The sequence below is a fragment of the Acetobacter garciniae genome, assembly GCF_017377735.1.
Taxonomy (GTDB): Bacteria; Pseudomonadota; Alphaproteobacteria; order Acetobacterales; family Acetobacteraceae; genus Acetobacter; species Acetobacter garciniae.
Window position 1 is genome coordinate 225,881 of sequence record NZ_JAFVMH010000001.1, and the last position, 26,631, is coordinate 252,511.

Here is a 26,631-nt window from a genome sequence, read left to right on the forward strand (position 1 = left end):
CTGACGCATGCCCGGCTCTACAAGGACTGGCATTCCATACCCCCTTCTGCGCGGGGATGTGCCGCAGCCCTTGGCAATTTCGATGGCGTGCATCTGGGTCATGCCCATCTGATCCGTTCCGTCCATGCCGCCCGGCCCGACCTGCCCCGCGCGGTGGTGACGTTCGAGCCGCATCCGCGCGAATTGTTCCGCCCGCAGGACCCGCCGTTCCGGCTGACCCTGTCCGAGGAACGGCTTGCGGCACTGGAGGCGCTGGGGGTCGAGCATGTGTTCGAAATCCCGTTCGACCGGGCTTTTTCCAACCTGAGTGCGGAGCAGTTCGTCCAGGACGTGCTGCATGACGCGCTGGGCCTGCTGCATGTGGGCTGCGGGCCGGATTTCGCCTTCGGCCACCGGCGCGGGGGCGATATCAATTTCCTGGCCGAACGGACGCAGGCGCTCGATATCGGGCTGACACAGGTGCCGGCTCTGGCCGATGCGGGCGGGCCGTTTTCCTCCACCCGCATCAGGCGGCTGTTGCAGGATGGCTACCCCGAACGCGCGGCCGAGGAACTGGGCCGCCCGTGGTTTATCCGGGGCGAGGTCCAGCACGGCGACAAGCGTGGTCGCCTGCTGGGCTTTCCCACCGCCAATATTGCCCTGGGGCGGCATCTTGAGCCCGCGCGCGGCGTTTATGCCGTGACCATCCGCCTGCCGGGCGGGCATACGCGCATGGGTGTGGCCAATGTCGGGCGCCGTCCCACAATCGATGACGGGCAGGAAAGCCGGCTGGAAGTGCATCTGTTCGATTTCGAGGGCGATCTGTACGGCCAGCAGCTTTCCGTGGCGCTGCACCGCCTGCTGCGGCCCGAAATGCGCTTTGCCAGCCTGGATGAACTCAAGGCCCAGATCGCGCTCGATGCGCTTCAGGCCCGCCAGCTTCTGGCACCTGCCCCTTGACCCTGCGCCGTTCCTTTTTGATAAGGGACGGGTCGGCCGCAACCCGCGCGGGCCATGACCCCGCCTGCCATGCCATATGGCGCGGCGCGCTGGCCACCCGCCCGCTTTCTGCCGTGTCTGTTTTCCGCCGTGCCTGTTCGTTGGACCACGCACCCGAACCGAAGTGATTTCCGCCGCTCATGACCTCATCCAGTGAACCGGACAAGACATCTCCCGCCGATCAGTACCGCGATACGGTGTTTCTGCCGCGCACGTCTTTTCCCATGCGCGGCGGGCTGCCCAAACAGGAGCCCGAATGGCTGAAGCACTGGCAGGAAACCGGGCTGGATGCGCGCCTGGCCGCCCAGGCAGAGGGGCGGCCCGCCTTCACGCTGCATGACGGCCCGCCTTATGCGAACGGCAACCTGCATATCGGGCACGCGCTGAACAAGATCAACAAGGACGTGATCAACCGCGCTCACCGCATGGCGGGGTATGGCGTGCGCTACGTGCCGGGGTGGGACTGCCACGGCCTGCCGATCGAATGGCGGGTGGAAGAGGAATACCGCAAGGCCAAGCGCGACAAGGACGGCGTGCCGGTGCTGGAATTCCGTGCTGAATGCCGGGCCTATGCCGCGCACTGGCTGGGCGTGCAGATGGAGGAATTCAAGCGCCTTGGCGTGCAGGCCGAATGGCACAACCGCTACGCCACCATGGATTTCCCGTCCGAAGCGGCCATTGCCGAGGAAATCGGTCGGTTCCTGCTCAATGGCAAGCTGTATCGCGGCCTGCGCCCGGTCATGTGGAGCCCGGTTGAAAAAACCGCCCTGGCCGAGGCCGAGATCGAATACCACGATCATACCTCCACCACCATTTTCGTGGCGTTCCCCGTAATCAAGGATCCCACGGCGGCCCATGCCCTGGCCGATGTCTCGGTCGTGATCTGGACCACGACACCGTGGACCATTCCCGCCAACCGCGCGCTGGCCTACGGGCCCGATATTACGTACGTGGTGCTGCGGGTGGATGAAACATCCGAAGGGGCGCTGCTCGAACCCGGTGCCAGGGTGCTGGTGGCCGAAGCCTTGGTGGACGATTTCTGCCAGCAGGCCCATGTGGCCGCCCACCGGGTGCTGTACACCCTGCCGGGCAGTGCGCTGAAGGGCGTTGTCTGTGCGCATCCGCTGCGCGGGGCGGGGTACGATTTCGACGTGCCCATGCTGCCGGGCGAGTTCGTGACGACCGAGGCCGGAACGGGCCTGGTGCATCAGGCCCCCGCCCATGGGGAGGATGACTTCCTGCTGTGCAGCGCCAATGGCATCGAGATACCCGAAGCCGTGCAGGCCGATGGCACCTACGCGCCCTGGGTGCCGGGCTTTGCCGGTGTGCATGTGTTCAAGGCGGCCGATGTCATCTGCGCGACCCTGGTCGATGCGATGGAGCGCGCCAACGCGGCGGGCACGGCCCCTGCCGGGCTGATCGCACGCGGGCAGATCGTGCATTCCTATCCGCATTCCTGGCGGTCGCGCGCGCCGGTCATCTACCGGGCCACGCCGCAATGGTTCATCCGCATGGATGGCGAGGACTCCTTGCGCGAAAACGCGCTCAAGGCGCTTGAAAACGTCACCTTCGTGCCCGCCCAGGCCCGCAACCGACTGACCTCCATGGTGCGCACCCGGCCTGACTGGTGCATCAGCCGCCAGCGCGCATGGGGCGTGCCCATTGCCGTGTTCGTGGAAAAACGCACGGGCGAGGTCCTGCGCGACGCCGCGGTCATGGCCCGCATTGTCGATGCGTTCCGCACCGAAGGGGCGGATGCGTGGTACAGTTCACCGCCCGAACGCTTTTTGGGTGCAGAGCGCAAGGCCGAGGATTACGATCAGGTTTTCGATATTGTCGATGTCTGGTTCGAAAGCGGGTCCACCCATTCCTTCGTGCTGGGGCGGCCGGGGCTGAGCTTTCCCGCCGACCTGTATCTGGAAGGGTCGGACCAGCATCGCGGGTGGTTCCAGTCCTCCCTGCTCGAAAGCGTGGGCACGCGCGGTGTGGCGCCGTTCAAGGCGGTGGTGACCAACGGCTTCGTGCTGGACGAACAGGGCCGCAAGATGTCCAAGTCCCTGGGCAATGTCGTGGCCCCGCAGGACGTGAACGACAGCCTGGGTGCGGACGTGCTGCGCCTGTGGGTGATGAATTCCGACACCAATGATGATCTGAGAATCGGCAAGGAAATTCTCAAGCAGCAGGGCGAGCTTTATCGCCGCCTGCGCAACACGCTGCGCTGGCTGCTGGGCGGGCTGGACGGATTTACTGAAGCCGAAACCGTGCCCTACGCCGAACTGCCCGAGCTTGAACGCTGGGTGCTGCACCGTGTGTCCGAACTGTCGGGGCTGATGGCCCGTGCGGTGGAAACCCATGAATGGGTTGGCGTGTATCCGGCCCTGCACGGCTTCTGCACGACCGATCTTTCGGCCTTCTACTTCGATATCCGCAAGGACGTGCTGTATTGCGACGCGCCTTCCAGCCCCACGCGCCGCGCGGTGCGCACGGTGCTGGATATCCTGCATCGCTGCCTGAGCACATGGCTGGCCCCGGTTCTGGTGTTCACGGCGGAGGAAGCCTGGGCCGCGCGCTTCGGGACCGAAACCAGCGTGCATGAACAGGCCTTCATGGACATGCCGGTGGAATGGATGAACCCCGAACTGGAAGAACGCTGGGCCAGCATTCGCGGTGTGCGCCGTGTCATCACCACCGAGATCGAGGGCGCGCGCCGGAACGGCTTGATCGGTTCATCGCTCCAGGCACAGGTGGAACTGACCCTCTCGCAGGAGGAAGCCGCGCTGTTCGCGGGTGTGGACTGGAGCGAACTGGCCATTGTCTCGCATGTGGATGTGGTGATCGATCCGACGTCGTCCTCTGTCTATGTGCAGGGCGAGGAAGGGGGCGAACTGCATGGCGCGCCCGTCGTGCGCGTGGCCGAGGGCGAAAAATGCGCGCGGTGCTGGAAGGTGCTGCCCGAAACCGGCACCCGTGCCGACTATCCCGGCCTGTGCCTGCGCTGCGCGGATGTGGTGGAGCAGGCCGCCAACACCCCGATGACTGAACCTGCAACGGGCGAACCCCCGGTGGGCGCGTGAGCGTTCAGGTCATGCGCAGGCCCTTCATGCTGCGGCCCTTCGGTCTGGGCCTTCTGGCCCTGGCCCTTGTCCTTTCGGCCGACCAGTTGAGCAAATACTGGATTCTCTACGGGCTGGACCTGCCCGACAAGGGTTCCGTGCGGCTGCTGCCGTTCCTGAACTTCACCATGGTGTGGAACCACGCCGTGACATTCGGGATGTTCGGCGGGCTGGGCGGGGCCGGGCGTGTCGTGTTCTCGGTGATCTCTCTGGTGGTCGCGGCCGCTCTGCTGGTGTGGATGTTCCGCACCCCCAGCAGGCTGACCGCGATATGCGTGGGGGCGGTGGCCGGCGGGGCCGTGGGCAACGCCATCGACCGCGTGCGCTACGGCGCGGTGGTGGATTTTGTGCACGCACATGCATTCGGCTGGTCTTGGTATGTGTTCAACGTCGCTGATTCGGCTATAGTGTGTTCGGTATGCGTGCTGCTGCTTCAGAATTCCCTGTCGGGCGGGAGCAAGGCATCTCAATGATCGTCCTCTTCAAGGACAGCCAGCCCGCAGACGGTCCCTGCGGCTTTTTTCAGGATGAGTAGAAAGCAGATGATGGCGCGCCGTGTTTCAACCCTGGTTTCTCCGTTGCTGCTGCTTGGTAGCTGCGTCATGCTCAGCGGCTGTTCGGGCACCGACGCCGCGCGGGCGTTCGGGCTGGAACGCAGCATGCCCGACGAATACACCGTCACGACCCGTGCCCCGCTTTCCATGCCCACATCCGATGAACTGGCCAAGCCCACCCGCAACGGGGACGAACGCCGCCAGGACGAAAGCGAACGCCTGCAAGCGCTTGAAACGCTCTCCCCCGATGTGGCGCTGCGCGGCACCAACGGCGATACGAGCGAAGGCCAGACCATTCTGGTGAACGAAGCCGCCGCCGCGTCCGATACGGTGGATACGGGGGAACTGGCGTCTTCCGGTTCCGGCTTTGTCGAGCAGTTGATGTTCTGGAAAGGTGGGCATTCGGGCACCGTGGTGGATGCCAAGGCCGAGAACCAGCGGCTGAAAACCAACGCAGCACTGGGCAAGCCGCCCACGAAGGGTGCTACCCCCACCACGAATGCCCGCCAATAAATCCGGTCCTGAACACCCTCTCCTGACGGGATCGGCCCGGCGCGGCCCGGATCTGGCCGCCCCCGCCGGGGCCGATGCCCCCACAGCCACGCGGTCCCAGCCGGTCAGGCGCCTGCCCGAGGTGATCGTCAACCGCATTGCCGCGGGCGAGGTCATAGAACGCCCGGCCGCCGCCGTGAAGGAACTGGCTGAAAACGCCATAGATGCCGGGGCGAAGCGGCTGGAAATCATCCTTGCAGGCGGCGGGGTGGAACGCATTATCGTCACCGACGATGGCGTGGGCATGACGCCTGACGATCTGGTCCTGGCAGTGGAGCGGCACTGCACCTCCAAACTGCGTGACGAAACGCTGGTCCATATCGCGACCCTCGGCTTCCGGGGGGAGGCCCTGCCCTCCATCGGGGCAGCCGCGCGGTTGAGCATTACCTCGCGCCGCCGCAGCCTCACGCAGCCCGCCCGGCAAGGGACGGAACAGGCGGGGGCGTGGCGGATCAGGGTGGATGGCGGGGCGACAAGCCCGCCCGAACCCGCAGCCGGTGCGCCAGGCACCACCGTGGTGGTGGAGGACCTGTTTTTCGCAACCCCCGCCCGACGCAAATTCCTTAAAAGTGCCCGTGTCGAAGGCCGCCATGTCGAAAACGTGGTGCGGCGGCTGGCGCTGGCCGTGCCGCAGACAGCCCTGCGCTTCGTGCTTGATGGCCGGGTGGTGCTGGACCTGCCCGCCCAGGACATGGCCGCGCGGGCGGCGGCCCTGCTCGACGCCAGCCAGACGGACGAGCTTATCAGCATAGAAGGTGCGCGCGATGGCATGACCCTGACAGGGTTCATCTGCCCGCCATCCCTGCACCGGGCCACGGCCAGCGGGCAGTTCATGCTGGTGAACGGCCGGCCGGTGGTGGACCCCGTGCTACGCACGGCGGTACGCGTGGCCTATCGCCGGGTTATCGAGGCGGGTCGCCATCCGGTCGTGGCCATCATGCTGAACGTGCCGCCCACCATGGTGGATGTGAACGTCCACCCCGCCAAGACCGAACTGCGCTTTGCGGATGAAGCGGCGGTCCGCTCGCTCGTGATCGGCACCATCCAGCGCGCGCTCGAACACGGGGCGGGTGTCGCAGGGGTGCGGCCGGTATTCTCCGCTGCCTCCCGCGGGGCGCGAATCTGGTACCCGCCCGAAAACCGGCCCCTGACCACGCCCGACATGGCGCGCTTTTCACCTGGCCCTGGCGGGGCGATGACCGGGGGGCCGGGCGGGTCGTCCCATGGGGAACCCCCGGCGGCATCTTCCGGTCTGTCCCTTGGCTCGTCCGTGGGCGAGATGCATTCCCTTCAGGCCGGGCAGGGGGGCGATGCGACCTCGGGCTTTGCCGAATCCCGCCTGCAATTCGGGGATACGCCACAGGCCCGCACGATCGCCCCTGCTTACCCGGCAGTTCTGCCCGGCGCGTCAGATGCCCACTTCACGCTGCCGCCAGGGGGGGAGGGCTCGCCTGCGGGGGATGGAGACGCTGGCAGCGCGTTTGTCGCCGATCCCGGTGGCGCGCATCCGCTCGGGGCGGCGGTCGCACAGGTGCTGGACACCTATATCCTGGCCGTAGCGGCGGATGGCAGCCTGGTTCTGGTGGACCAGCATGCCGCTCATGAACGGCTGACACATGAACGCCTGCGCGCGCAGTTTCTGGGCGGGCGGGTGCAGGCCCAGCGCCTTCTGGTGCCCGATGTGGTGGACCTGCCCCGCGCGCAGGTGGAAAGCCTGCTGGCCTGCCAGCCCGTGCTGGAGAGACTCGGGGTGGAACTGGAAGCCTTTGGCGGGGATTGCGTGCTGGTGCGCGCCTTGCCCGCCATGCTGGGGGGCACCGATGCATCGGGCCTTTTGCGCGATCTGGCCGATGAACTGGAGCGGGACGAACACGGCGCCCCCGACGAAATGGCAGCCCTTGACGGCCGCCTGGATGCCGTGATCGCCCGCATGGCCTGCCATGGCAGCATTCGCGCCGGGCGCAGGCTGACGGCGGAGGAAATGAACGCCCTGCTGCGGCAGATGGAGGCCACGCCACGCGCCGGCACGTGTTCGCACGGCCGGCCGACCTGGCTCAAGCTGAGCCGCACCGATCTGGAAAAACTGTTCGGCCGCCGCTGAAAAAGGCCGCATGGAAAGGCTGCAAAAAAGGGGGATCCCGGACACTCCCGTGCCCGCCATCCCCCACCGGGTCTGGGGCCCGCCTGCAAGCACAAAAGCCGTGGTCGGCAGAACGTGAACTGCCACATGCTGGCCTATGGCCCTAAAATGGCGCAAGTATTCTAGCACTCTGTCATCCAACCTACGGTAGGTGAAGTCGTGCAGCCGATCCTCCTTTCGCTGATAACCTATCTCCCCCTCGCCGGTGCGCTGGTGGCGTTCCTGTGTCCCGGCAGAACCGAGGACCGGGATCGCACCGCACGCTGGCTTGGCCTGTGGACAACCCTCCTGACCCTGGGGCTGAGCGTTCTGCTCTGGCTCTGGTTCGACCCGACCGTGCCCGGCGTGCAGTTTGAAACGCGCCTGCGCTGGATGGGCGATTACGGCATTACCTACCATACGGGGATAGACGGCATCAGCCTGGTGTTCATCCTGCTGACGGCGTTCCTGACCCCGCTTGCCCTGGGTGCGGGCTGGCGCAGCGTGCAGACGCAGGGGCGCGACTTCGTCGCCGCCATGCTGCTGCTCGAAACCGCCCTGTTCGGCCTGTTTTCCGCCCAGGACCTGGTGCTGTTCTACGTCTTTTACGAAGCGACCCTTATTCCGGGCAGTCTCATGATCGGGATCTGGGGCGGGCCCAAGCGGGTCTGGGCGTCGCTCCAGTTCTTCCTGTTCACCTTCGGTGGCTCGCTGTTCATGCTGGTCGGGCTGATCACCATGTGGCTGCATGCGGGCACGACCGATATTCCCGCCCTGATGCAGGCGGGTTTTTCGCAGCCCCTGCAAGGCTGGCTGCTTCTGGCCTTCGTTCTTGCCTTCGGGGTCAAGCTGCCGCTCTTTCCCCTGCATGGCTGGCTGCCCGATGCGTATTCCGAAGCGCCGACGCCGGCCTCGGCCATGCTTTCGGGCGTTCTGTCCAAGACCGGGGCTTACGGCCTGCTGCGCTTTGGCGTGCTGATGTTCCCCGATGCGGCGCGCCTGTTCGCCCCTTACGTTCTGGCTTTGGGCGTGGTGGCCATTCTGTACGCGGCCTTTGTCGCCTTCGCCCAGACCGACATGAAACGCATGATCGCGTATTCGTCCTTCTCGCATATGGGCATGATCGCGGTCGGGCTGTTCACGTTGACGGCCGAAGGGATCGACGGCGCCATTTTCCAGATGCTGTCCCATGGCGTGGTGATCGCGGCCTTGTTCTTCTGCGTGGCCGCTGTCGCATGGCGGGCGGAAACCGGGCAGATTTCGGCCCTGGGTGGTGTGGCGCGGCAGATGCCCGTCCTGTCCCTGCTGGCCATGCTGTTCACCATGGCCAATGTGGGCCTGCCGGGCACGGGCTCCTTCGTGGGTGAGTTGCTGGTGCTGATGGGGGCGGTGCATGTCTCCATCTGGGTCGCCCTGCTGGCGGGTGGCACCATGATCATGGGCGCGGTCTACATGCTCTCGCTCTATCGGCGGGTGCTGTTCGGCAGCGTAAAGGGCACTGTCGGGCTGCTGCGTGACCTGACGGCGGCCGAAATGGCCGTGCTGGTGCCCCTGGCGGTGGTCACATTATGGATGGGCGTGCACCCCGGCAGCTTCACCCGCCTGTTCGACCCGGTGGTGATGCAGGCCGTGCATGGTTCAGCCATGGGGGACGGACTTGCGGCATCGGCCGCCACACATGGCGGGGTGCTCCACCCGGTTCACGCGCCGGATGTCGTCAAGCTGGCCAGCCGGTAAGGGCCACCAACCGCGATCCTTGGGGGAGTTTCCCCCAGGGGCAAGCCAGTTGGGGCAGGATGGGGGCAGACCCGGTCCTGCCCTTTTCTTTGACATGCTGCAAACAGAAGATCGGGGTGCCCGGGTTCCGGCTGGCTGGATGACAGGCCGGATCGGCTCTGCCAGTCGGCTCTGTCAGGGGGGCAGACGCGCAGGGCATGTTCGTCGCCGTGCGGCTGCCCATGCTCGCCTCTCTGCTCTAGCGTGAAGGGGCTTTTGCCCGTCTGCCCGGCGCAGACGTTGGTCGCCTCTTAATCCAGCAATTCGGGCAGTTCGGACGGTAGGGCCTCTTTACGGTTCTGGCTTGGACCCAGCACGATTCCGGCGGAGGCGGTGACGATACATAAAATACCGCATAACTGGCGCAGCGAAGGGATTTCGTGCAGCAGCAGGGTGCCCGACAACGTGGCGCAAACAGGCTCAAGGCTGCAGAGCAGGCCGAATTCGCGTGTGGTCAGGCGGTGCATGGCCCGCATTTCCAGCGCGTAGGGCAGGGCGGAGGAACTGAGAGCGACCACGATACTCAGCGCAAGCATGGTGGGCTGGTGCAGGCCAATGGCCAGTGCGGGCAGGGTGCAGGGCACCAGCAGGATGACCCCCCCTATGCCCATGCCCACCGCGCAGGCATGGCCGGGCGGCACCTTATGCGCAAGCTTGCGGCAGATGACGATATAGCTGGTCCAGAACCCCGCCCCGACAAGCGCGTAGCCCACCCCTAGCAGGTCGAGCGTTACGGCCGATTGCGGCTTGAGCAGAAGCGCCAGCCCCACCACAGTCACGGCAATCCACAGCACGTCCGTCACGCGGCGCGAACTCAGGAAGGCCAGGGTCAGCGGGCCAATGAACTCGATGGCGACTGCAATGCCCAGCGGCAGGCGGTTGAGTGCCAGATAGAACATGGCGTTCATGCCCGTCAGCGCAATGCCGTAGGGCAGCAGCAGGCGCAGAACCCGCACAGAAAGCCCGTGCCAGCGCCAGCTTCCAAAAAACAGCACCAGTGCTACGGAGCCAAAAAAGGTCCGCAGCCCCAGCATGTTGCCCGCCCCGAAAACGGGGAACAGCAGCTTGGCCAGCGATGTGCCAAGCTGAACGCTGATCATGCCGCCCGTAACCTGTAGAAGTGCCAGCATGCGATCCCGCGCGGATACGGCAGGAGAAGGAAACGACATGGCTCGTAAGCTCAATTCTTGCTGGAATGTCCTGGTTTCAAATATCGAGAAGTTCGTCCACGCTGCGGGCATGTTCCTGAATGAACGCAAAGCGCAGTTCCGGCTTGCGGCCCATCAGGCTTTCCACCCGTTCGCGGGTATTAAGCCGTTCTTCCACCGGTGTCACGACGCGTAGCAGAGTACGCCGTGACGGGTCCATGGTTGTTTCCTTCAGATCCGCGGGAGGCATCTCCCCCAGGCCCTTGAAGCGCGACACATCTATCTTGCCCCGGCCCTTGGACAGGGTTTTCAGCTTGCGGTCGCGGTCGGCGTCATCCATCGCGTACACGCTGCGCGCCCCCTGTGTCAGGCGGTACAGCGGCGGCTGGGCCAGGTACAGATGGCCGCTGCGTACCAATTCGGGCAGTTCACGATAGAAAAACGTCATGAGGAGGGAGGCAATATGCGCCCCGTCCACATCGGCGTCCGTCATGATGATGACGCGGCCGTAGCGCAGTTTGGCCAGGTCGAATCCGTCGCCCGAACCACAGCCCAGGGCCTCGATCAGGTCACGCAGTTCCTGGTTGGCGCGCAGCTTCTCGGTCGTAGCACTGGCCACGTTCAGGATCTTGCCGCGCAGCGGCAGCACGGCCTGGTTTTCACGGTTGCGGGCCTGCTTGGCCGACCCACCGGCGGAGTCGCCCTCGACAAGGAAAATCTCGGTCTCGGGCGCGTATTCCTTGGTGCAGTCGGTCAGCTTGCCGGGCAGGCGCAGGCGGCGCGTCGCACTTTTGCGCGGCGTGTCCTTCTGTTCGCGGCGGCGCAGCCGTTCTTCGGCCCGTTCGATGGTAAAGGCCAGCAATGCGTCCGCCTGGGGCGGGTTTTGCGCCAGCCAGTGGTCGAACCGGTCGCGCAGGGCGGTCTCCACCAGCTTGCTGGCTTCGGCGGTGGTCAGTTTTTCCTTGGTCTGGCCCTGGAACTGCGGGTCACGGATAAAAACCGACAGCCTGGCCGCGATCATGCCCAGCACGTCTTCGGCGGTAATGCTGGCCGCTTTCTTGATCGAGCGTTGCTCCCCCCAGGCGCGAAAGCCCTTGACCAGCGCATTGCGCAGGCCGGTCTCATGCGTGCCGCCCAGCGGTGTGGGAATGGTGTTGCAGTACGACACAAGGGAGGCAGCGCCGCTTTCAAGAAAGCCTATGGCCCATTCCACCTTGCCGGTTTCGCTACCATCGGCGGCTGGGGGCAATTGGGCGTCACTCGCCCAGATGGGGGCCAGCAGGGGGGCGTTGGGGCCCAGCTCGTCCGCCAGGCTGTCCGCCAGCCCGCCGGGGAAATGCAGCACCGCCTCGGCCGGCGTGTCATCCCCGGCCTTGATAAGCTCGGGATCGCATGACCAGCGGATGGTCACACCACGGAACAGGAACGCCTTTGACCGGCACAGCTTGTACAGCCGGGCAGGCGCAAAAACATGGGCGCCGAAAATTTCCGGATCGGGCTGGAACGTGATCTGCGTGCCGCGCCGGTTGGGGGCGTTGCCGACCTGTTCAAGGGCCGTGACCGGTTTGCCGCGCTCATAGGACTGGCGCCACACGATACGGTCGCGCGCGATTTCGACATCCATGCGGGCCGAAAGCGCATTCACAACAGAGGAGCCAACCCCGTGCAGGCCGCCCGATGTGGCGTAGGCCTTGCCGGAAAATTTACCGCCCGCATGCAGCGTGGTCAGGATGACCTCCAGCGCCGAGCGGTCGGGAAAGCGCGGATGCGGGTCCACGGGAATGCCGCGCCCGTTGTCACGCACGCTCAGCCGGTTGCCGGGATCGAGCCGCACGTCGATGGTGGTGGCGTGGCCCGCCACGGCCTCGTCCATCGAGTTGTCGAGAATTTCCGCCGCCAGATGGTGCAGGGCCCCTTCATCCGTGCCGCCGATATACATGCCCGGCCTGCGGCGCACGGGCTCAAGGCCTTCGAGCACCTCGATCGCGCTGGCGTCATAGGCCTGGGGTTCGGCCTCCGCCTTGCGGGTCGGGGAGGCTGCGGGCTTGCGGGCTGGCGGGGGGGCGGAAAACAGGTCGCTCATGCGCAAAGTCTGTCCTGCTTTGGCGTTGATTCGTCAAGCGCGGTAATACCGCCCGGGCAAACTGTTTTTTGGTAAAGTCTTTTTGCGGGCAAACCGCGCGGAGGGATTGGTCCCCACAAGGGCGCGCCGGACAGACGGACCAGAGCGGCAGGTCGCGCTTGACGGCCAAGGTGGGGTGCACCAGCCCGGGCCAGCGTCGCTCCGGCCACCCGGCTTCGGGCTGGGTGCAAGACAGGGCATTCAGTGGCGCGGTTCGGCCTCTCTCAGGCCATGGCCGGGCCTGATGGCATGCCCCAAGCGTTGTATTCAGGCCCCGGCCGGTATTTCGCGCGCAAGGGCCGGAACAGGTCAGGCCTTGCGCGCACTCCGGCGTGCAGGGCGGAAGGTTGCCGCGGGGGCTGCACAGCTTTCGAAGGAGGCAGGCTGGACCACATCCTTGCCTTCGGAATAGTTGGACAGGTCTTCCGCCGTTTCCAGTGCGCTGACCTCGTCATACATGGCCATGCGCTGCATGCAGAAGATCGTGCCCGATTGCAGGCCTTTCTCGGACTGTACATTGGCCAGCTGGGTAATGTAGTCGTCGTATTCGTGCTGCGCGCTACGGCCGTAGGTGGAGCGGAAATAGGCGTTGAGCTTGTCTTCTTCCTTCAGCAGGATCGGACGGAACTTCGCGACGATGTCGTTGTAGCGGTCCTGCGTCTTGCACGACAGCGCCGTCACCATCAGCTCGCTTTTCAGGCCCAGCACATTGAAGGCCTCATGCACGGGGGAATGGCCACAGGGGCTTGCGGCAAGCGCTATCGTGCCATGGACCATGCCCGCGGCCAGGACACCCGCGGCGAGAAGACGGGAAAAGGACATACGGTACCTCCGACAAATGCAGCACAACGCAATAGCGTATCCACGCAAGAAAGAAACCGGTATTTTTTGTTATACCGCCTTCCCGCCCACCGCCGGGCTTGCCCAAGGACGTTCCCCGGGGCGTTCCCGGGTGTACCCCGGGGCGTTCCCGGGTGTACCCCAGGGCGTTCGGAGGGCCGGAACGCGGTACAATCCCGCCAGCTTGGCGCCATGGCCCGGCCGGTGCCAGCCCGTTATGGTGGGCTGCAGACAAGGCTCGTGCCCGCGCAAAAAGGCGGTAGCTGTTAAGAGCCATGTTTGCGGCGAAATCATGGCTGCCCGCTATGTTTCATGCAGCAGGGCCAAAGCTCTCGCCAAAGCGATGCAGCCGTGCTCAAAGGATGGGGATATGCCCCTTTCTTCCCGGTGCGGGATGATTTAAAGGCAAAGCACGGCTTACGCTGCGCGACGGTTCGCCACCACGGACAGATCTGGTTCCGGTGGCGTGGCTGGCAGGCGCATGAAGCTGGTGCATGTTCAACAAGAATGAAGCGGAGCTGCGGAGTGCGCTTACGAGGAATTGCCGGACTGGCATTAACTGGCAGTATGCTTGCCGGCTGTGCGACAACAGGTGGCCCTGTTCATCTCGGATCTCCCAATCCGTTCGGTTACATGAAGAAATCGGCTGTCTGCAAGACAACGCCGGTGCAAAAAGGGGCCGACGGCCAGCTTTCCACGACCATGACGGTCCGTTCGGATGACGGGTTGTGCGAACTGCTGATCTCCCAGCCCAATGGCAAGGCTTATGCCAGCTTCGGCGTGACACCGCCGCCCGATCACGGCAAGGCGTTCCTGTATTCGCTCGATGACAATACCCATGTCACCTATACGCCCACGCTGGGCTATGCGGGGCAGGATACGTTCACGGTCGTCCTTATCCCCGGTCGCGGCCTGCCGCGCACACGCCTGACGGTCACAGCACAGGTGGACGCCACGGGCGTGTATATTCCGCATCCAGCAGTCAGCGCACCCACGCCTGCCAGTGCGAAAGAGAAAAAGACGACCAGCCGCGGCAAGGCTGCGACACACCAGAAATAACCGCTATCCACCCGCCCGGCCGGCCCGTCATGCGGGCCCGGTTGGCGCGGAGTGTGGAACGGGTCTGCGCACCATCCCGACCGGCTCATACGGGTTCGATCGGCGCACGGGGTAGCGGGTTGGGCCGGGCAAAACCTGTCGCCCGACGGTAGCGCGGCCGTACCCTGGCCTTACCCCGCCTGGCAGATTAGCAGGCCCGACTCGCACATGCCGGGCTGGACAGGCTTGTGGCGTGAAAACCACCCCCATTCCGGCCTGAAAGATTCGGCTTGGCCGATCCCGCGGGTTTGGGGCCCTTCAGATCGAAAAAGTGATCGGTTCGCTCAGCGGGCGTTTGAGACCCGCTTTTTCCGCCTGGCGTACCAGGTCTTCCAGCGTGGTCTGGCGCATCTGCTCGGTCAGCTTGCGGTCGAACTTTGCCCAACATGGCTCTATGATCTTGGTCAGCAGCGGGCCGGGGGCGTTTTCGCCGTCGCCCTGGCTGTCATCGCCCACGACGGCTTCGATAATATCCACCAGCGAAATATCGCGCCGGGGGCGACCCAGCTTGTAGCCGCCACGCGGGCCGCGAATGCTCTCCAGCAGTTTCGAGCGCGACAGGGCCTGAAGCAGCGGTTCGATTCCACGGCGCACCAGGCCCGAGCGTTCCGCGATATCCGCAGCACTGACAGTGCCGGACCGCCCGGCATAAAAGGCGACATCCAGCATGATGAGAACGGCTGTCATTGCCCTGTCACGACGCAGAATCATGGGTTGTATCCTTCCTTTGGCCCGGTATGGCCTGCCATGCGCTGTGGTGCGGCAATGCCTGCCCGCCAGATTGCTGTTTTCCTGTCCAGAATACGCTATAGCAGGAGAATGCCGGTTTATCTACGTTGTAATTTCGTATTATAAACGCATATCTCGTAAACAGTTCTTTCGGGGCTTTGAATGACAGCGACAACGCAGAAAAACGAGCAATACGGCTTTGCCGCACCGCGTGGGCGCGTTTACGATTCGGTCGTGAATGTCGTTGGCGGCACCCCGCTTGTCGCCCTGCCACGCCTGATGCACGAAGACGAGCTGAAAAGCCGGTTGCTGCTGAAACTGGAATTTTTCAACCCGCTGGGCTCCGTCAAGGACAGAATCGGCGCCGCCATGGTGCTGGATGCCGAACGCCGGGGGCTGATCACGCCCGGGCGTACGCTGCTGGTGGAACCCACATCGGGCAATACGGGCATTTCCCTGGCCTTTGTGGCTGCCGCTCGTGGCTACAGGCTGGTCGTGACCATGCCCGAAGGGGCATCGATCGAGCGGCGTCGCATGCTGCGGCTGATGGATGCGCAGGTGGAGCTGACGCCCGCGCGCCTGGGCATGGCCGGGGCGATTGCCCGGGCTAACGAAATCTTGAACGAAACGCCCGATGCCTGGATGCCCGATCAGTTCGACAACCAGGCCAATCCGGCGGTGCATGCCGCAACCACGGCCGAGGAAATCTGGGCCGATACGGCGGGCGAGGTCGATGTGGTGGTGGCCGGCGTGGGCACCGGCGGCACGGCCACGGGTATTGCCATGGCGCTCAAGCCGCGCCGCCCGGGGCTTGAGGTGTTCGGGGTCGAACCGTCCGAAAGCGCCATCCTGAACGGGGACGAACCCGGTCCGCACGGCATCCAGGGCATTGGGCCCGGCTTTTGTCCGGGCACCCTCAATACTGCCCTGCTCGATGGGGTGCTGACCGTGACGGAGCGCGAAGCCATTGCCGCTGCCCGCCGCTGCGCGAGGCTGGACGGCATTCCCATCGGTATTTCATCGGGGGCGGCGCTGCATGCGGCTCTGCAACTGGCGGCCAAGGATCAGTACAAGGGCAAGACCATTGTAGTCATCACCCCGTCCTTTGCGGAACGGTACCTGTCTACCTCGCTGTTTAACGGGCTGTAACCCGCCCGGCCGGGTCATTGGGCATAAAAAAAACCGCCTCCTGCAAAGGGGCGGTTTTTTATGTCAGTGCAGGCCGGTTTTCAGCGGAAGACGATTTCCACCCGGCGGTTCTGGGGCTCTTTGGTGTTGGGGCCGGTGGCAACCAGCTGGTTGGCTTCCCCATAGGCATGGACATCGATGGTGGAGCCCGCAACGCCGTCGCGCATGAGTTCGGCCTTCACCACTTCCGCCCGGCGCAGGGACAGTTTCATGTTGTAGCTCGCCCCCGCAGCCTCACCCGGATGGGCGGATGAATTATCCGTATAGCCGGATACGACGATACGGGTCAGCGCCACGCGGGTTGCGGCCTGTGCCGCCGTGTTGACGATGGCGCGCGCCCGATCGGTCAGTTCCGACTTGTCCCAGTCGAAAAAGACCAGGTAGCTGCGCGTGGCCTGGGGTGCGGGCACGGCGGGTGCCGTGGCGGGCGGGGGCGGCGGGGGTGCCGGGTTGAATTCATACCGCAGGCCCAGCATGAGCGAATGGTTGAAGTCGGTCTTGGTGTCGTGGTTGCTGCTGGCGAAGGAATAGGCGTGTGTCTGGCTCATCCCGCCCAGGGAACCGCCAACCGTGCCCCAGCCAGAAGCCGTATGCGACTGCGGGCCCAGCATGGTCCAGAACCGGTATTCCGCCGTGGCCGACAGGCCGACAGCGCCGGGCAGGGGAAAGGACATGCCGAAAATGCCCTGATAGGCGAAATTGCCGAACGTGCCGCCCACATGCTCGTTCAACTGGTTGTTCGGCATGGTCAGCGACGTGCGCAGGGCCGTCCACCCATAGCCTATGCCCGCACCGAAATAGGGGAAGATGTAGGGGCTGCCCACATCCATGTCGAACAGCGCGTTGGCCATGACGCCATAGGTCTGGCGGCGACCGCCCGCCTGGGTCTGCACCGCGTCGTTCCCAAGCCCCCTGTAGGCCATGCTGCGGTAATCGCCCTCGACCTCGACCCGAAAGCCGTTGCCCAGGCCCCAGCCGAGCGCGCCAATGCCCACCCCACCCGTTCTCCACTTGTCGCGCCCGCTGGGGAAGGCTGTGTTCGCGCGGACACGCTGGTCCTGGTTGAACGTCGCCCCCCCTTCGCCCGATACGTACAGACCCTGCACCGGCTGCGCGTGCGCAGCGGCGGCAAAAAACAGAAGCCCAGCGGCCAGGGGCGCAGAAAGCAGCGTTTGCGCGAGCAGAGTCTGGCGCGGCTTCATGGTTTTCTCCCCGCTGTGGCAGTGCGATACGTCGGGTCCGACGTCAGGTGAAAGGACGGCACACATGCTTGCCTTCTTTGCTGTAAAGTTGGCCGCGGCGCAACAGGCAGAAGGGCGAGTTTGCCCAAACGGGCCGTTTTTGTCGGCAATAAATCGTGCATCCGTGTGACATAGGTCACAATGTATCTGCCTGTATCAAAGCAGTATTGCTTGAAACGGAGGGCTGAAATCGGCCGCGTCGATCTCCAGCACCCATAGATCGGGATCGTAACGAAGCTGGCGCGCGACATAGTCCTGCACTTCGCTTTCCCCTACCGGGTCCGGCCCCGTGGCCCGCAGCCAGGCATTCTCACCATCTTGTGTTCGTGTCTGGCTGAGTACGACGCCCTGACCCCCCCTGCCATTGAGCACCACCAGAATACTGCCCGCATCCGCGTCGCCCTTGCGGGCGATCACGGCCATGCGCCCGTCCATGGCGGACTGGCGTATGATGGCGCGGGCGATCAGGTCGCTGCGCAGGCGCGGGGGCGGGGCCATGTCCACCGTCAGTTATTGGTGGACAGGATGGGGGCTGACGCCGCCTCATCGGGGATGGCGGCAATCGCGGTTTTGTACCAGGCCGGGTTTTCCAGCAAAGCGCGGGCCACGTTCAGGTCCCGATCGCTCCCCAAGGCTGCCGGGCAGGCCTTGCGAATGGCCAGGATGCGCGACACCGGCAGCGGATAGCGCGCCGCGCGGGACGCCGCGACCGCGGCCTGGCTGTCCAGGCGGCCTGTGGGCAGGTCGGCCAGCGTGCGGGCCAGGTCGGCCTCGCCCAGGCTGGTGCAGATCTGGGGCATGACGCCAAGCCCCTGCAAGGGCCAGTGCAGCGGGGCGATGACACGGCTCCAGGTCACGAACAGTTCCCCTTCATCGGGCAACTGGGCCACGGTCTGCACCAGCCCCTTGCCCAGTGTTGCGCTGCCGATCACCACCGCGCGCCGGTGGTCGGCCAGGGCCGCGGCCAGGATTTCGGCCGCACTGGCCGTGCGGCCATCGACCAGGATGGTAATGGGCAGCCCGCCGGTCATGTCTCCGCCCTGCACGGCCCAGATATGGTTGGCCTGCGGGTCGCGCCCGCTGGTAACGGCGGCAACGCCGTGGTCGAGCAGGAGGGCTGCCGCCGTCACGGCCTGCTGGAGCACGCCGCCGCGGTTGCCGCGCAGGTCGATGATAAGCCCTTTCAGGTGCGGGGCCTGGGTCGCCTGATCCAGATACTGGCTGAGTTCCTCGGCCGTGTCGGATGAAAACGCGGTAATGCGCAGCACGATGATGGAGCCGCTGGCAAAGGCGAAAACCGTCTCGGGCGGGACCTTGGCGCGCCGCAGCACCACCGTGCGGGCCCGGGCCTGCCCCGGGGTAAGCAGGCGCAGCACCAGCCGGGAATCCTCTGGCCCGCACAGCCACTGGCTGACCGTGGCGGCGGATTGGCCGGCGGTGGAGCGGTTGTTGACCGCTAAAATCCGGTCCCCCGTCTCGATCGCGGCGGGCCAGGCCGGTCCGTTGGCGTTGATCGCGGCAATGACCACATGCTTGCCCGATTGCGCCAAGGTGACCCCGGCATCGGCTTCTCCACCGATACGGGCTTCGCGGTCCGTGGCGGCGGAGGACGGGCCGATATAGCGCGAATAGGGGTCGAGATGATTGAACAGCTCGTCAAAAAACGCCTGGAGCAGGTCGTCACGGCTGGCGGTGCGCACCGCATCGGAATGCGCGCGCGCCGTATCGAGGAAATCGGTGGCAAGCTGCGCCCAGCCGTCGATATTGTCCTGTGCGGGGGCAGGGCGTGACAGCAGATGGCTCTGCCCGGATAAAAGCTGGATATCCGCCCCGCGTGTATCGAAGGCCAGTGAGGGGTCGAGTGCCGTCAGGCACCCCAGCCCCCATAGGGTGAAGTCCCGGCTGCTATGCGGTTCAAGCGTGCGCGGCCCCAGGAACTGGAGTGCCGTGCCGATAACCGAGCGGATCAGCGGCAGGTCGCTCGCGGGCGGCTGGTCCGGAGCACTGGCCTCAGCAACCGTAGCAGGGCCAGTTGCGGCGGAACCGGGGGGCGCGCCGGCTGTGGAAGAACCATCCGCCGAAGTCGCATTCCCCGAAGAACTACCCCCCGCTGCACCATTTCCCGCCGTAGCATTCGCAGATGTGTTCCCGGCGGCGGCATTTCCCGAAGTTGCGCTACCAGCGGCGGCGCCATTTTCCCCAGCACCATTGGCAGCGGAATTTGCACCGGGCGTGGTGGCAGCGGTGGAAGAATGAACAGCCGGTGCGCCCCCTCCCGCCGCATCGGGCAGGCTGGCTCCGGGGGTGGCCGACGCGCCCGCAGCCGCCTTTGCGTCCATTGCCCCGACGGGGGCGGAAACGACCGAGGGGACCACGGTGGCGGCCGCGTTCCCGTCCGGCTGGCTGGCGGGTGCCTGCGTGGCGGTGGAGGCAGCTCCGGCCACCTTGCCGGCCCGCCCTGTGGGGGAAGGTGCGGGAGCCGCTCCTGAGCCCGCTGGCGGTGTGCTGGGCGGGGTGAAGGGGCTCTGCCCCGGGCTTTCATCCTGCGCGTGCAGGGTGGCGGGCTGGCAGAGCAGCAGGACCGCGACAATCATGACCGGCAGGCCATAGAGCGGCAGGGCCCGTGCGCGCGGCCCCCGTACACGCCCATGCCGTGCGGATACTCCCCTTGCAGGCACGCCCCGAAGGGACGGGCCGCGTACGGGCGTACTGCGTGCGGGCAAGCCGCGAAGGGCGCAGGCGCTACGAAAAGGCAGGTCAGCACGCATGAGTGGGAGAAGCCAGAACTACAGTGCCCCGCGCCGGGCAGGTTGCCAGCAGAACTGCTGAAAATACGCTCCCGCCCCCATCAGGGGTGAAACGGCGTGGCGCGGCGCCGCCGTGCAGCGAGTCGTCAGGCCCGTCCCTGCGGGAAGGAAAAGCTGACCAGGAAAGAAAAGACGGAGTTCCGGTTTTCGTCAATCGCACGCGAAGGCCGTTCCGCGTTGCTGTCATGGCATGGACACTCACGCACTTGCCCACCTGCGGGGCCAGGAAAAGTGCGGCCAGGCGGTTCTGGCAGTCCTGCCCGATCTGGTCCGCGCGGCGTTGGGTAAAGTTCAGGTGCACTGCAAGTGTGGCCACACCCTGTTGCCGTTGTGCAACGTTGCGCGGGGGGGAAAGCGGGCCCCCGGCGATGGGGGCGGACTCGCATAACGCGCTGAGCAGGCGGTGGTTCAACAGATCGGCGTAGCGGCGGATGGGGCTTGTGAAATGCGCGTAAAGCGGCAGGCTGAGCCCCGCATGCCGCGCAGGTGTGGCACTGTAGCAGGCCATGGGCCGGGGTGTTGAAGCCGTAGCGGCGGCGTGGATTCTGAACAGCCCGCCAAGCTGGTGGTCATGCAGCATGGTGGCGGCACGGGCATTGGCTGCGATCATGCACGCCGCCACCAGGTCATGGGCCGGCAGGCGCTGGCGCTGGGTGAACGCCACGGGCAGGCCCGCATCGTCCAGCGTTACGGTCCAGGCGGTTTCGTCCTGCCGGGTGGCCCCGCGGCGGGTGTCGGCCTGGGCCAGGGCGTGGCTTGCCGCCCACAGGGTGGGTAGCAGGGCTGTGGGCAGGGCATGGATGGCATGGCCAGCGGGCAGGCCGGCGCCGTCCAGGGCGTGTTGTGTGTCCTCATAGGTCAAGCGGGCGGCACTGCGCATGACCCCCCGCCCCAGACGGCACTGGCCAAGCGTGCCATCCGCGCCGACATGCATGTCAACGAACAGGCAGAGCCGGTCCTGGCCGGGCAGGAGGGAGCATGCATCCTCCGACAGGCTGGGCGGGAGCATGGGCACCACCTGGCCGGGCAGGTAAATGGATGTGCCCCGGGCGCGGGCCTGTTCGTCCAGTGCCGAGCCTTCGGCCACGTAATGGCTGACATCGGCAATGGCCACGACCAGCCGCCATCCGTCCCCCGCCGGTTCGGCCCACAGGGCATCGTCAAAATCATGTGCGGTGGCGTCGTCTATGGTCACAAAGGGCAGGTGGCGCAGGTCCTGGCGGCCCTGTGCCTGCCAGTCCTGCGCCGAACGCCCCTGCATGGCCGTGGCGGCCCGCTGCACCCGTTTTCCTTCCTCCTGCGCGGCGGCGGAGAACGCGACTGGCGCGTCATGGGTCAGCAGGCTCAGCCGTGCGGCCATGCCGGGGGCATCGGCATGGCCCAGACGTGTGTGCAGGCATATGCGATACGGCTGCCCCGCCCCGGGCCGGAGGTCGGCCAGTGCGATTTCCCCCGGGGCCAGAGGAGGAACGGGAGGGGCAATGCCATTGGCCGCAACGCTGCTGCCTGCCGGCGGGGGCGTGGCGTCGTGCAAGGGCGCCGCCAGGCGTGCATCGCACGCCATCAGCGTTGCGGGGGCGTCATCTGCCGCGGCTACGGCCGTGACGGCCAGTTGGCGCGGTGCCCCTTCCAGCAGGCGCAGGCCGCGTGCCTCACGCAGGCGCGGCCCATCGGCGGGCCGCAGGCGGACAAGGACCAGATCCGCAGGCAGCAGGGCCGGGCAGTCGGGCGGGGGGGCCAGCAGGGTGGCGCGCGGGGTGCGGGGGTAGTCGGGCAGAAAACCCTGTGCCGTGCCGTTGGCCGCGATCGCAGTGACCCGCAGGCGCGCGACCTCCGGCAGGCCGATGGCGGCTTTCAGGCGGTTGGGCGGCAGGTCGATGAGCGCGCCAGACACCGCCAGGTCATGCAGCAGCGTTTTCAGCGCAGCCTTGCGGCCCACGGGCAGGCCAAGGGCGCGCAGGATATCCGACAGCCCCAGGGGTGTGCCCACGGAACCACCCGCCTGGCCACCCATGGGCTTACTGGGGGGATTCCCCGCCCGCATGCCTGCGGATGTCGAGGGCGGCACCCCGGGCGCGTTTTCCCCGCGCAGTACGGCCAGCACGGCCGCCGCGCAGGGCGGGGCCGTTCGTTCAGCCCCGTAAGCCATGATGCTCAGTCGGCTTTCTTTGTCCGCGTGGCGGCAGGCTTGGTGGCGGCGGTCTTGCGCGCCCTGGGCTTGGCCTCGCCTTCGCCCGCAGAGGTTGCGGTCGTGGCTTTGGCGGCTGTCCGGCTCGCCGTCTTGGTTCCTGCCCTGGTTGTGCCTGTCTTGGCGGTACTGGTCTTGGCAGCACCCGTCTTGGCAGCACTGGTCTTGCCTGTGCTGGCCTTGCCCGTGGTGGCCTTGTCGGTGGTGGTTTTGCTGGCGGCGGTCTTGGTCGTCTTGGCGGCGGCTTTTTTCTTGGGTGCCGCCTTTTTCGCCCCGGCCTTGCCTTTCAGCGGCTTGCCTTTTTCCACCAGCAGGGCCACGGCCTGATCCAGCGTGACATCGTCCATATCCGTGCCACGCGGCAGGGTGGCGATCATCTGGCCGTGCTGCACATAGGGGCCGAAGCGGCCCTTGCGCACCATGACCGGCTCGCTGTCCTTGGGGTGGTTGCCCAATGTGCGGATGGAGGCCAGTTTCTTGGCCAGTGCGTCCACCGCGCGGTTCAGCCCCACGGTCAGGACATCGTCATCCTTGTCCAGCGATCCGTAGACCGCGCCCATTTTCACGTAGGGGCCAAAGCGGCCCAGCCCGGCTTCGATCGGTTCGCCCGTTTCGGGGTGAATGCCCACAAGCCGGGGCAGGGACAGCAGCCCCACCGCCTGGTCGAGCGTAATACTCTGCCCGTCCATGCCCTTGGGCAGGGATGCGCGGCGTGGCTTGGCCTTCTTGTCGGCGGGGTCGGGTTCGCCCTGCTGCACGTAAAGCCCCCACGGCCCCTGGCGGACGGTAATGTCCTCCCCCGTTTCGGGGTGCTGGCCCAAAAGCCGCATGCCGTCCTTGAGCGTGCCGCCGTTTTCGCCATCTTCCGCGCTGTCGACCGTCAGGCGGCGGGTGTACTGGCATTCGGGGTAGTTGGAACAGCCGATGAACGCGCCATACCGCCCGAGCTTGAGCCCCAGCCGCCCCGTCCCGCAGGAGGTGCAGTGCCGCGGGTCAGACCCATCCGCGCGGGGCGGGAAGAAGAACGGCCCCAGATCCTTGTCCAACGCGTTGAGCACGTCGGTAATCGTCAGGTCCTTGGTGTCGGCCACGGCCTTGGAAAAATCCTGCCAGAAGGAGGACAGGACATCTTTCCACTGCGCCTGGCCGGCCGAAATATCGTCCAGCAGTTCTTCAAGATTGGCGGTAAAGCCGGTATCCACGTAGCGTTCGAAAAACGACACCAGGAACGCCGTGACCAGCCGCCCGCGCGCCTCGGGCACGAAGCGCCGGTTTTCAAGCTGCACGTAGCTGCGGTCCTGCAACACGGTCAGGATGGAGGCGTAGGTGGACGGGCGGCCAATGCCCAGCTCTTCCATTTTCTTGACCAGCGACGCTTCGGAATAGCGCGGCGGCGGCTGCGTGAAGTGCTGGTCCGCCTCGACCTTTTCACGCTTCAGCGGGTCTTTCTCGGCCATGGGGGGCAGCATGCGGCTGTCATCGTCGGCGGGCTTGTCCGTATCGTCACGCCCTTCGCGGTAGAGCTTGAGAAAGCCGTCGAACGTGATGATGGAGCCATTGGCGCGCAGCACGGTCTGGCCGGAAGGCCCGGAAATATCCACCGCCACCTGGTCCAGGGCCGCGGATTCCATCTGGCTGGCCATGGCGCGCTTCCAGATCAGTTCATACAGGCGGCGCTGGTCGTGGTTGAGATGCCGGGCCACGGAATCGGGCGTGCGGGTAATGTCCGTCGGGCGGATGGCCTCATGCGCTTCCTGCGCGTTCTTGGCCTTGGACGTATACACACGCGGCTTTTCGGGCACGTACTGCATGCCGATCTGGCGGCCGATATGCTGGCGGATGGACTGTATGGCTTCCTGCGCCATGGTCACGCCATCGGTTCGCATATAGGTGATCAGCCCCACCGTCTCCCCCCCCAGGTCGATCCCTTCGTAAAGCTGCTGGGCGGTGCGCATGGTGCCCTGCGCACTCATCCCCAGCTTGCGGGAGGCTTCCTGCTGCAAGGTGGAGGTGGTGAAGGGCGGCTGCGGGTTGCGCCGCACCTTGCGCCGCTCGATCGAGCGTACGCTGAGCGCTTCCGCCTCCACCGCTTTTTTCGCAGCTTCCGCCAGTTCCGCGTTGCCCAGGTCGAACTGGTCCAGCTTCCTGCCCGCCAGATGGGTCAGCCGGGCGGTGAAGGGCGCGTTGGTGGGGGTCAGCAGGGAAGCGGTGATGCTCCAGTATTCGCGCGGCTTGAACACCTCGATCTCGGCTTCGCGCTCGCAGATCAGCCGCAGCGCGACGGACTGCACGCGCCCGGCACTGCGCGATCCGGGCAGCTTGCGCCACAGTACGGGGGAAAGCGTGAACCCCACCAGGTAATCCAGCGCGCGGCGGGCCAGATATGCCTCGATCAGCGGAAAATCCAGTTCGCGCGGGTGGTCCATCGCGTAGCGGATCGCGCTTTTGGTAATTTCGTTGAACGTCACGCGCTGGACATCCACGCCTTTAAGGGCGTTGCGTTCCTCCAGCATGGCGCGGACATGCCACGAAATGGCTTCGCCCTCACGGTCCGGGTCGGTGGCGAGATAGAGATGACGCGCGCCCTTGAGCGCCTTGATGATCGCGCTCACCTGCCGGGTGCCGCGTTCGTCCGACTGCCAGGACATGGCAAAGCCTTCGTCCGGCCGCACCGATCCGTCCTTGGGCGGCAGGTCGCGCACATGGCCGAACGACGCCAGCACCGTATATCCATCGCCCAGATATTTGTTGATCGTTTTCGCCTTGGCTGGCGACTCGACCACAACAACGTCAGTCATACTCACTCCGACCTGCCCGGAGGCAGCGCACTTATCTACTCGTTTACGCCCGCTCGTCCGCCTGTGTGCCGGCAAGGCCTACCCGGCCGTCCGGATAGGTAATGACGCGGCCCGAAAGCTCAAGTTCGGTGAGCGCGATCAGAACGGCAGAAACCGAGAACTGGCAGCGCCTTACCAGATCGTCAACAGCTATGGGCGTAATGGAGAGAAGATCGAGCACGCAACTCTGCCGCCCGGAAGGCGAAATCGGGCCCGAAACAGGGGTGGCGGAGGGGACCTGCGCCGCACGTGCTGCCTTCTTGCCGTGTTCGGGCGTGGCCCCTGCGGCGGGTTCGGCATCGGCGGGCACGAACAGGTCTGGCATGCCTGGTGTGTGTCCCGCGCGGACAGGCCGGGCGGTGTCGGGGGCGGATGCAGCGGCGATGGCAGTCGGCGGGACGGCGATTGCGCTGGAGGGCGCAACGGAAGACGGGGGAGGGGACAAGGTGGTTGTGCCTGTGGGCGAGGCGCCCGCCGTGCCGGTGCGGATGTCGAGCGGGGGCAGGTGCTGCACGATATCGGCTGCGATTTCGGTCAGCACCGCGCCCTTGCGCAGCAGGTCGTTACTGCCCCGGCAGCGCGGGTCCAGGGGCGAGCCGGGCACGGCAAAAACTTCGCGCCCGTAATCGGCGGCCATGCGGGCGGTGATCAGCGTGCCCGAATGCAGGGCGGCTTCCACCACCACGCAGCCGAGCGTCAGCCCTGCGATAAGGCGGTTGCGGCGCGGGAAATGGCGGCCCAGCGGGGTGGTGCCCAAGGGGGCCTCGGTCACGACAGCGCCCTGTTCGGCAATGCGGGCCTGCAAGCCCGTATTTTCAGGCGGGTAGGGGCAGTCCAGCCCACCGGCTATGGCGGCGATTGTCAGCCCCTGGCGAAACAGCGCACCCCGATGGGCCGCCGAATCAATACCCCGCGCAAGGCCGGATACCACCACCAGCCCCGCAGCCGCCAGTTCGGCGGCCAGGCTTTCGGCCAGCCGCAAGCCGGGGGCGGAGGCATTGCGCGCCCCCACAAGGGCTATGGCGGGCTGGCCCAGGCAGGCGATGTCACCCAGCACGCTCAGCACCGGGGGTGCGTCCGGCACCTGGGATAAAAGCGCGGGATAGGCGGGGTCCAGCAGGGTGAGAATATGCCCGCCCAGCTTGAACGTGGCCTCTATTTCACGCGCGATGGCATCGGGTGGGGGAATGATGACAGGGCGCCGGCCCCGTGCGGCAAGCCCGGGCAGGGCGTCGAGCGCTGCCTGGGCCGAGCCATGCTGGGCTACCAGCCGCCGCCAGCTTCGCGGGCCGATCTGTTCGGTTCGGGCCAGACGCAGGCAGGCGGCAAGGCTGTTCATGT

General features: G+C 65.8%; 18 protein-coding genes. 8 read left to right on the forward strand and 10 right to left on the reverse strand.

Annotation, left to right across the window (positions count from 1 at the left end; translation table 11 throughout):
* From J2D77_RS01075 to J2D77_RS01100, 6 genes are all read left to right on the forward strand, one after another.
* Positions 1-939 carry a bifunctional riboflavin kinase/FAD synthetase gene (locus J2D77_RS01075; protein WP_207844973.1) on the forward strand — a complete coding sequence of 313 codons (939 nt, stop codon included), beginning with the start codon at positions 1-3 and terminating at the stop codon, positions 937-939.
* A 179-nt stretch (positions 940-1,118) separates the two neighbouring features.
* Positions 1,119-4,052: an isoleucine--tRNA ligase gene (gene ileS / locus J2D77_RS01080; RefSeq protein ID WP_207844252.1), complete on the forward strand. Its 2,934-nt coding sequence runs from the start codon at positions 1,119-1,121 to the stop codon at positions 4,050-4,052.
* 11 nt (positions 4,053-4,063) lie between these two features.
* Entirely contained in the window at positions 4,064-4,564 is a 501-nt protein-coding gene (gene lspA, locus J2D77_RS01085; protein ID WP_207844974.1) for a signal peptidase II, read from the forward strand.
* 72 nt (positions 4,565-4,636) lie between these two features.
* The gene (locus J2D77_RS01090; RefSeq protein WP_207844975.1) at positions 4,637-5,158 is read left to right on the forward strand and encodes a DUF3035 domain-containing protein; all 522 of its coding nucleotides are present in this window, start codon (positions 4,637-4,639) and stop codon (positions 5,156-5,158) included.
* Entirely contained in the window at positions 5,145-7,298 is a 2,154-nt protein-coding gene (gene mutL, locus J2D77_RS01095; protein WP_207844253.1) for a DNA mismatch repair endonuclease MutL, read from the forward strand. Before J2D77_RS01090 ends, mutL begins: the two co-directional genes overlap by 14 nt.
* A gap of 198 nt (positions 7,299-7,496) precedes the next feature.
* Positions 7,497-9,053 carry a complex I subunit 4 family protein gene (locus tag J2D77_RS01100; protein ID WP_331000039.1) on the forward strand — a complete coding sequence of 519 codons (1,557 nt, stop codon included), beginning with the start codon at positions 7,497-7,499 and terminating at the stop codon, positions 9,051-9,053.
* Positions 9,054-9,343: 290 nt separating this feature from the next.
* On the opposite strand, the gene J2D77_RS01105 is transcribed toward J2D77_RS01100, so the two are convergent.
* The 3 genes from J2D77_RS01105 to J2D77_RS01115 form a co-directional block, all read right to left on the reverse strand.
* Positions 9,344-10,261 carry an EamA family transporter gene (locus J2D77_RS01105; RefSeq protein ID WP_207844255.1) on the reverse strand — a complete coding sequence of 306 codons (918 nt, stop codon included), beginning with the start codon at positions 10,259-10,261 and terminating at the stop codon, positions 9,344-9,346.
* Positions 10,262-10,298: 37 nt separating this feature from the next.
* Positions 10,299-12,323, reverse strand: coding sequence for a DNA topoisomerase IV subunit B (gene parE / locus J2D77_RS01110; RefSeq protein ID WP_207844257.1), 2,025 nt, complete (start codon positions 12,321-12,323; stop codon positions 10,299-10,301).
* 348 nt (positions 12,324-12,671) lie between these two features.
* Complete coding sequence (locus tag J2D77_RS01115) at positions 12,672-13,184, reverse strand: hypothetical protein (RefSeq protein WP_207844259.1); 513 nt, start codon at positions 13,182-13,184, stop codon at positions 12,672-12,674.
* A 543-nt stretch (positions 13,185-13,727) separates the two neighbouring features.
* On the opposite strand from J2D77_RS01115, the gene J2D77_RS01120 reads away from it, so the two are divergent.
* Positions 13,728-14,261 (forward strand): Ig-like domain-containing protein, encoded by a 534-nt coding sequence (locus J2D77_RS01120; RefSeq protein ID WP_207844261.1) that lies wholly within the window; start codon positions 13,728-13,730, stop codon positions 14,259-14,261.
* Positions 14,262-14,558: 297 nt separating this feature from the next.
* On the opposite strand, the gene J2D77_RS01125 is transcribed toward J2D77_RS01120, so the two are convergent.
* Positions 14,559-15,011 (reverse strand): RrF2 family transcriptional regulator, encoded by a 453-nt coding sequence (locus J2D77_RS01125; protein ID WP_207844263.1) that lies wholly within the window; start codon positions 15,009-15,011, stop codon positions 14,559-14,561.
* A gap of 180 nt (positions 15,012-15,191) precedes the next feature.
* Here J2D77_RS01125 and cysK point away from each other — a divergent pair, with 180 nt between their 5' ends.
* Positions 15,192-16,178: a cysteine synthase A gene (cysK, locus tag J2D77_RS01130; RefSeq protein ID WP_207844265.1), complete on the forward strand. Its 987-nt coding sequence runs from the start codon at positions 15,192-15,194 to the stop codon at positions 16,176-16,178.
* A gap of 80 nt (positions 16,179-16,258) precedes the next feature.
* On the opposite strand, the gene J2D77_RS01135 is transcribed toward cysK, so the two are convergent.
* The 6 genes from J2D77_RS01135 to dprA form a co-directional block, all read right to left on the reverse strand.
* Positions 16,259-17,485, reverse strand: coding sequence for an OmpA family protein (locus J2D77_RS01135; RefSeq protein WP_207844267.1), 1,227 nt, complete (start codon positions 17,483-17,485; stop codon positions 16,259-16,261).
* Positions 17,486-17,614: 129 nt separating this feature from the next.
* Entirely contained in the window at positions 17,615-17,956 is a 342-nt protein-coding gene (locus J2D77_RS01140) for a DUF1491 family protein (RefSeq protein ID WP_207844269.1), read from the reverse strand.
* 8 nt (positions 17,957-17,964) lie between these two features.
* Complete coding sequence (locus tag J2D77_RS01145; protein WP_230975388.1) at positions 17,965-20,052, reverse strand: S41 family peptidase; 2,088 nt, start codon at positions 20,050-20,052, stop codon at positions 17,965-17,967.
* Between the two features lie 163 nt (positions 20,053-20,215).
* Complete coding sequence (locus tag J2D77_RS01150) at positions 20,216-22,414, reverse strand: RNB domain-containing ribonuclease (protein ID WP_207844271.1); 2,199 nt, start codon at positions 22,412-22,414, stop codon at positions 20,216-20,218.
* A 5-nt stretch (positions 22,415-22,419) separates the two neighbouring features.
* The gene (gene topA / locus J2D77_RS01155) at positions 22,420-25,251 is read right to left on the reverse strand and encodes a type I DNA topoisomerase (RefSeq protein ID WP_207844273.1); all 2,832 of its coding nucleotides are present in this window, start codon (positions 25,249-25,251) and stop codon (positions 22,420-22,422) included.
* A gap of 43 nt (positions 25,252-25,294) precedes the next feature.
* Positions 25,295-26,629, reverse strand: a complete 1,335-nt coding sequence (gene dprA / locus J2D77_RS01160) for a DNA-processing protein DprA (RefSeq protein ID WP_207844275.1) — start codon at positions 26,627-26,629, stop codon at positions 25,295-25,297.
* Positions 26,630-26,631: the final 2 nt, after the last annotated feature.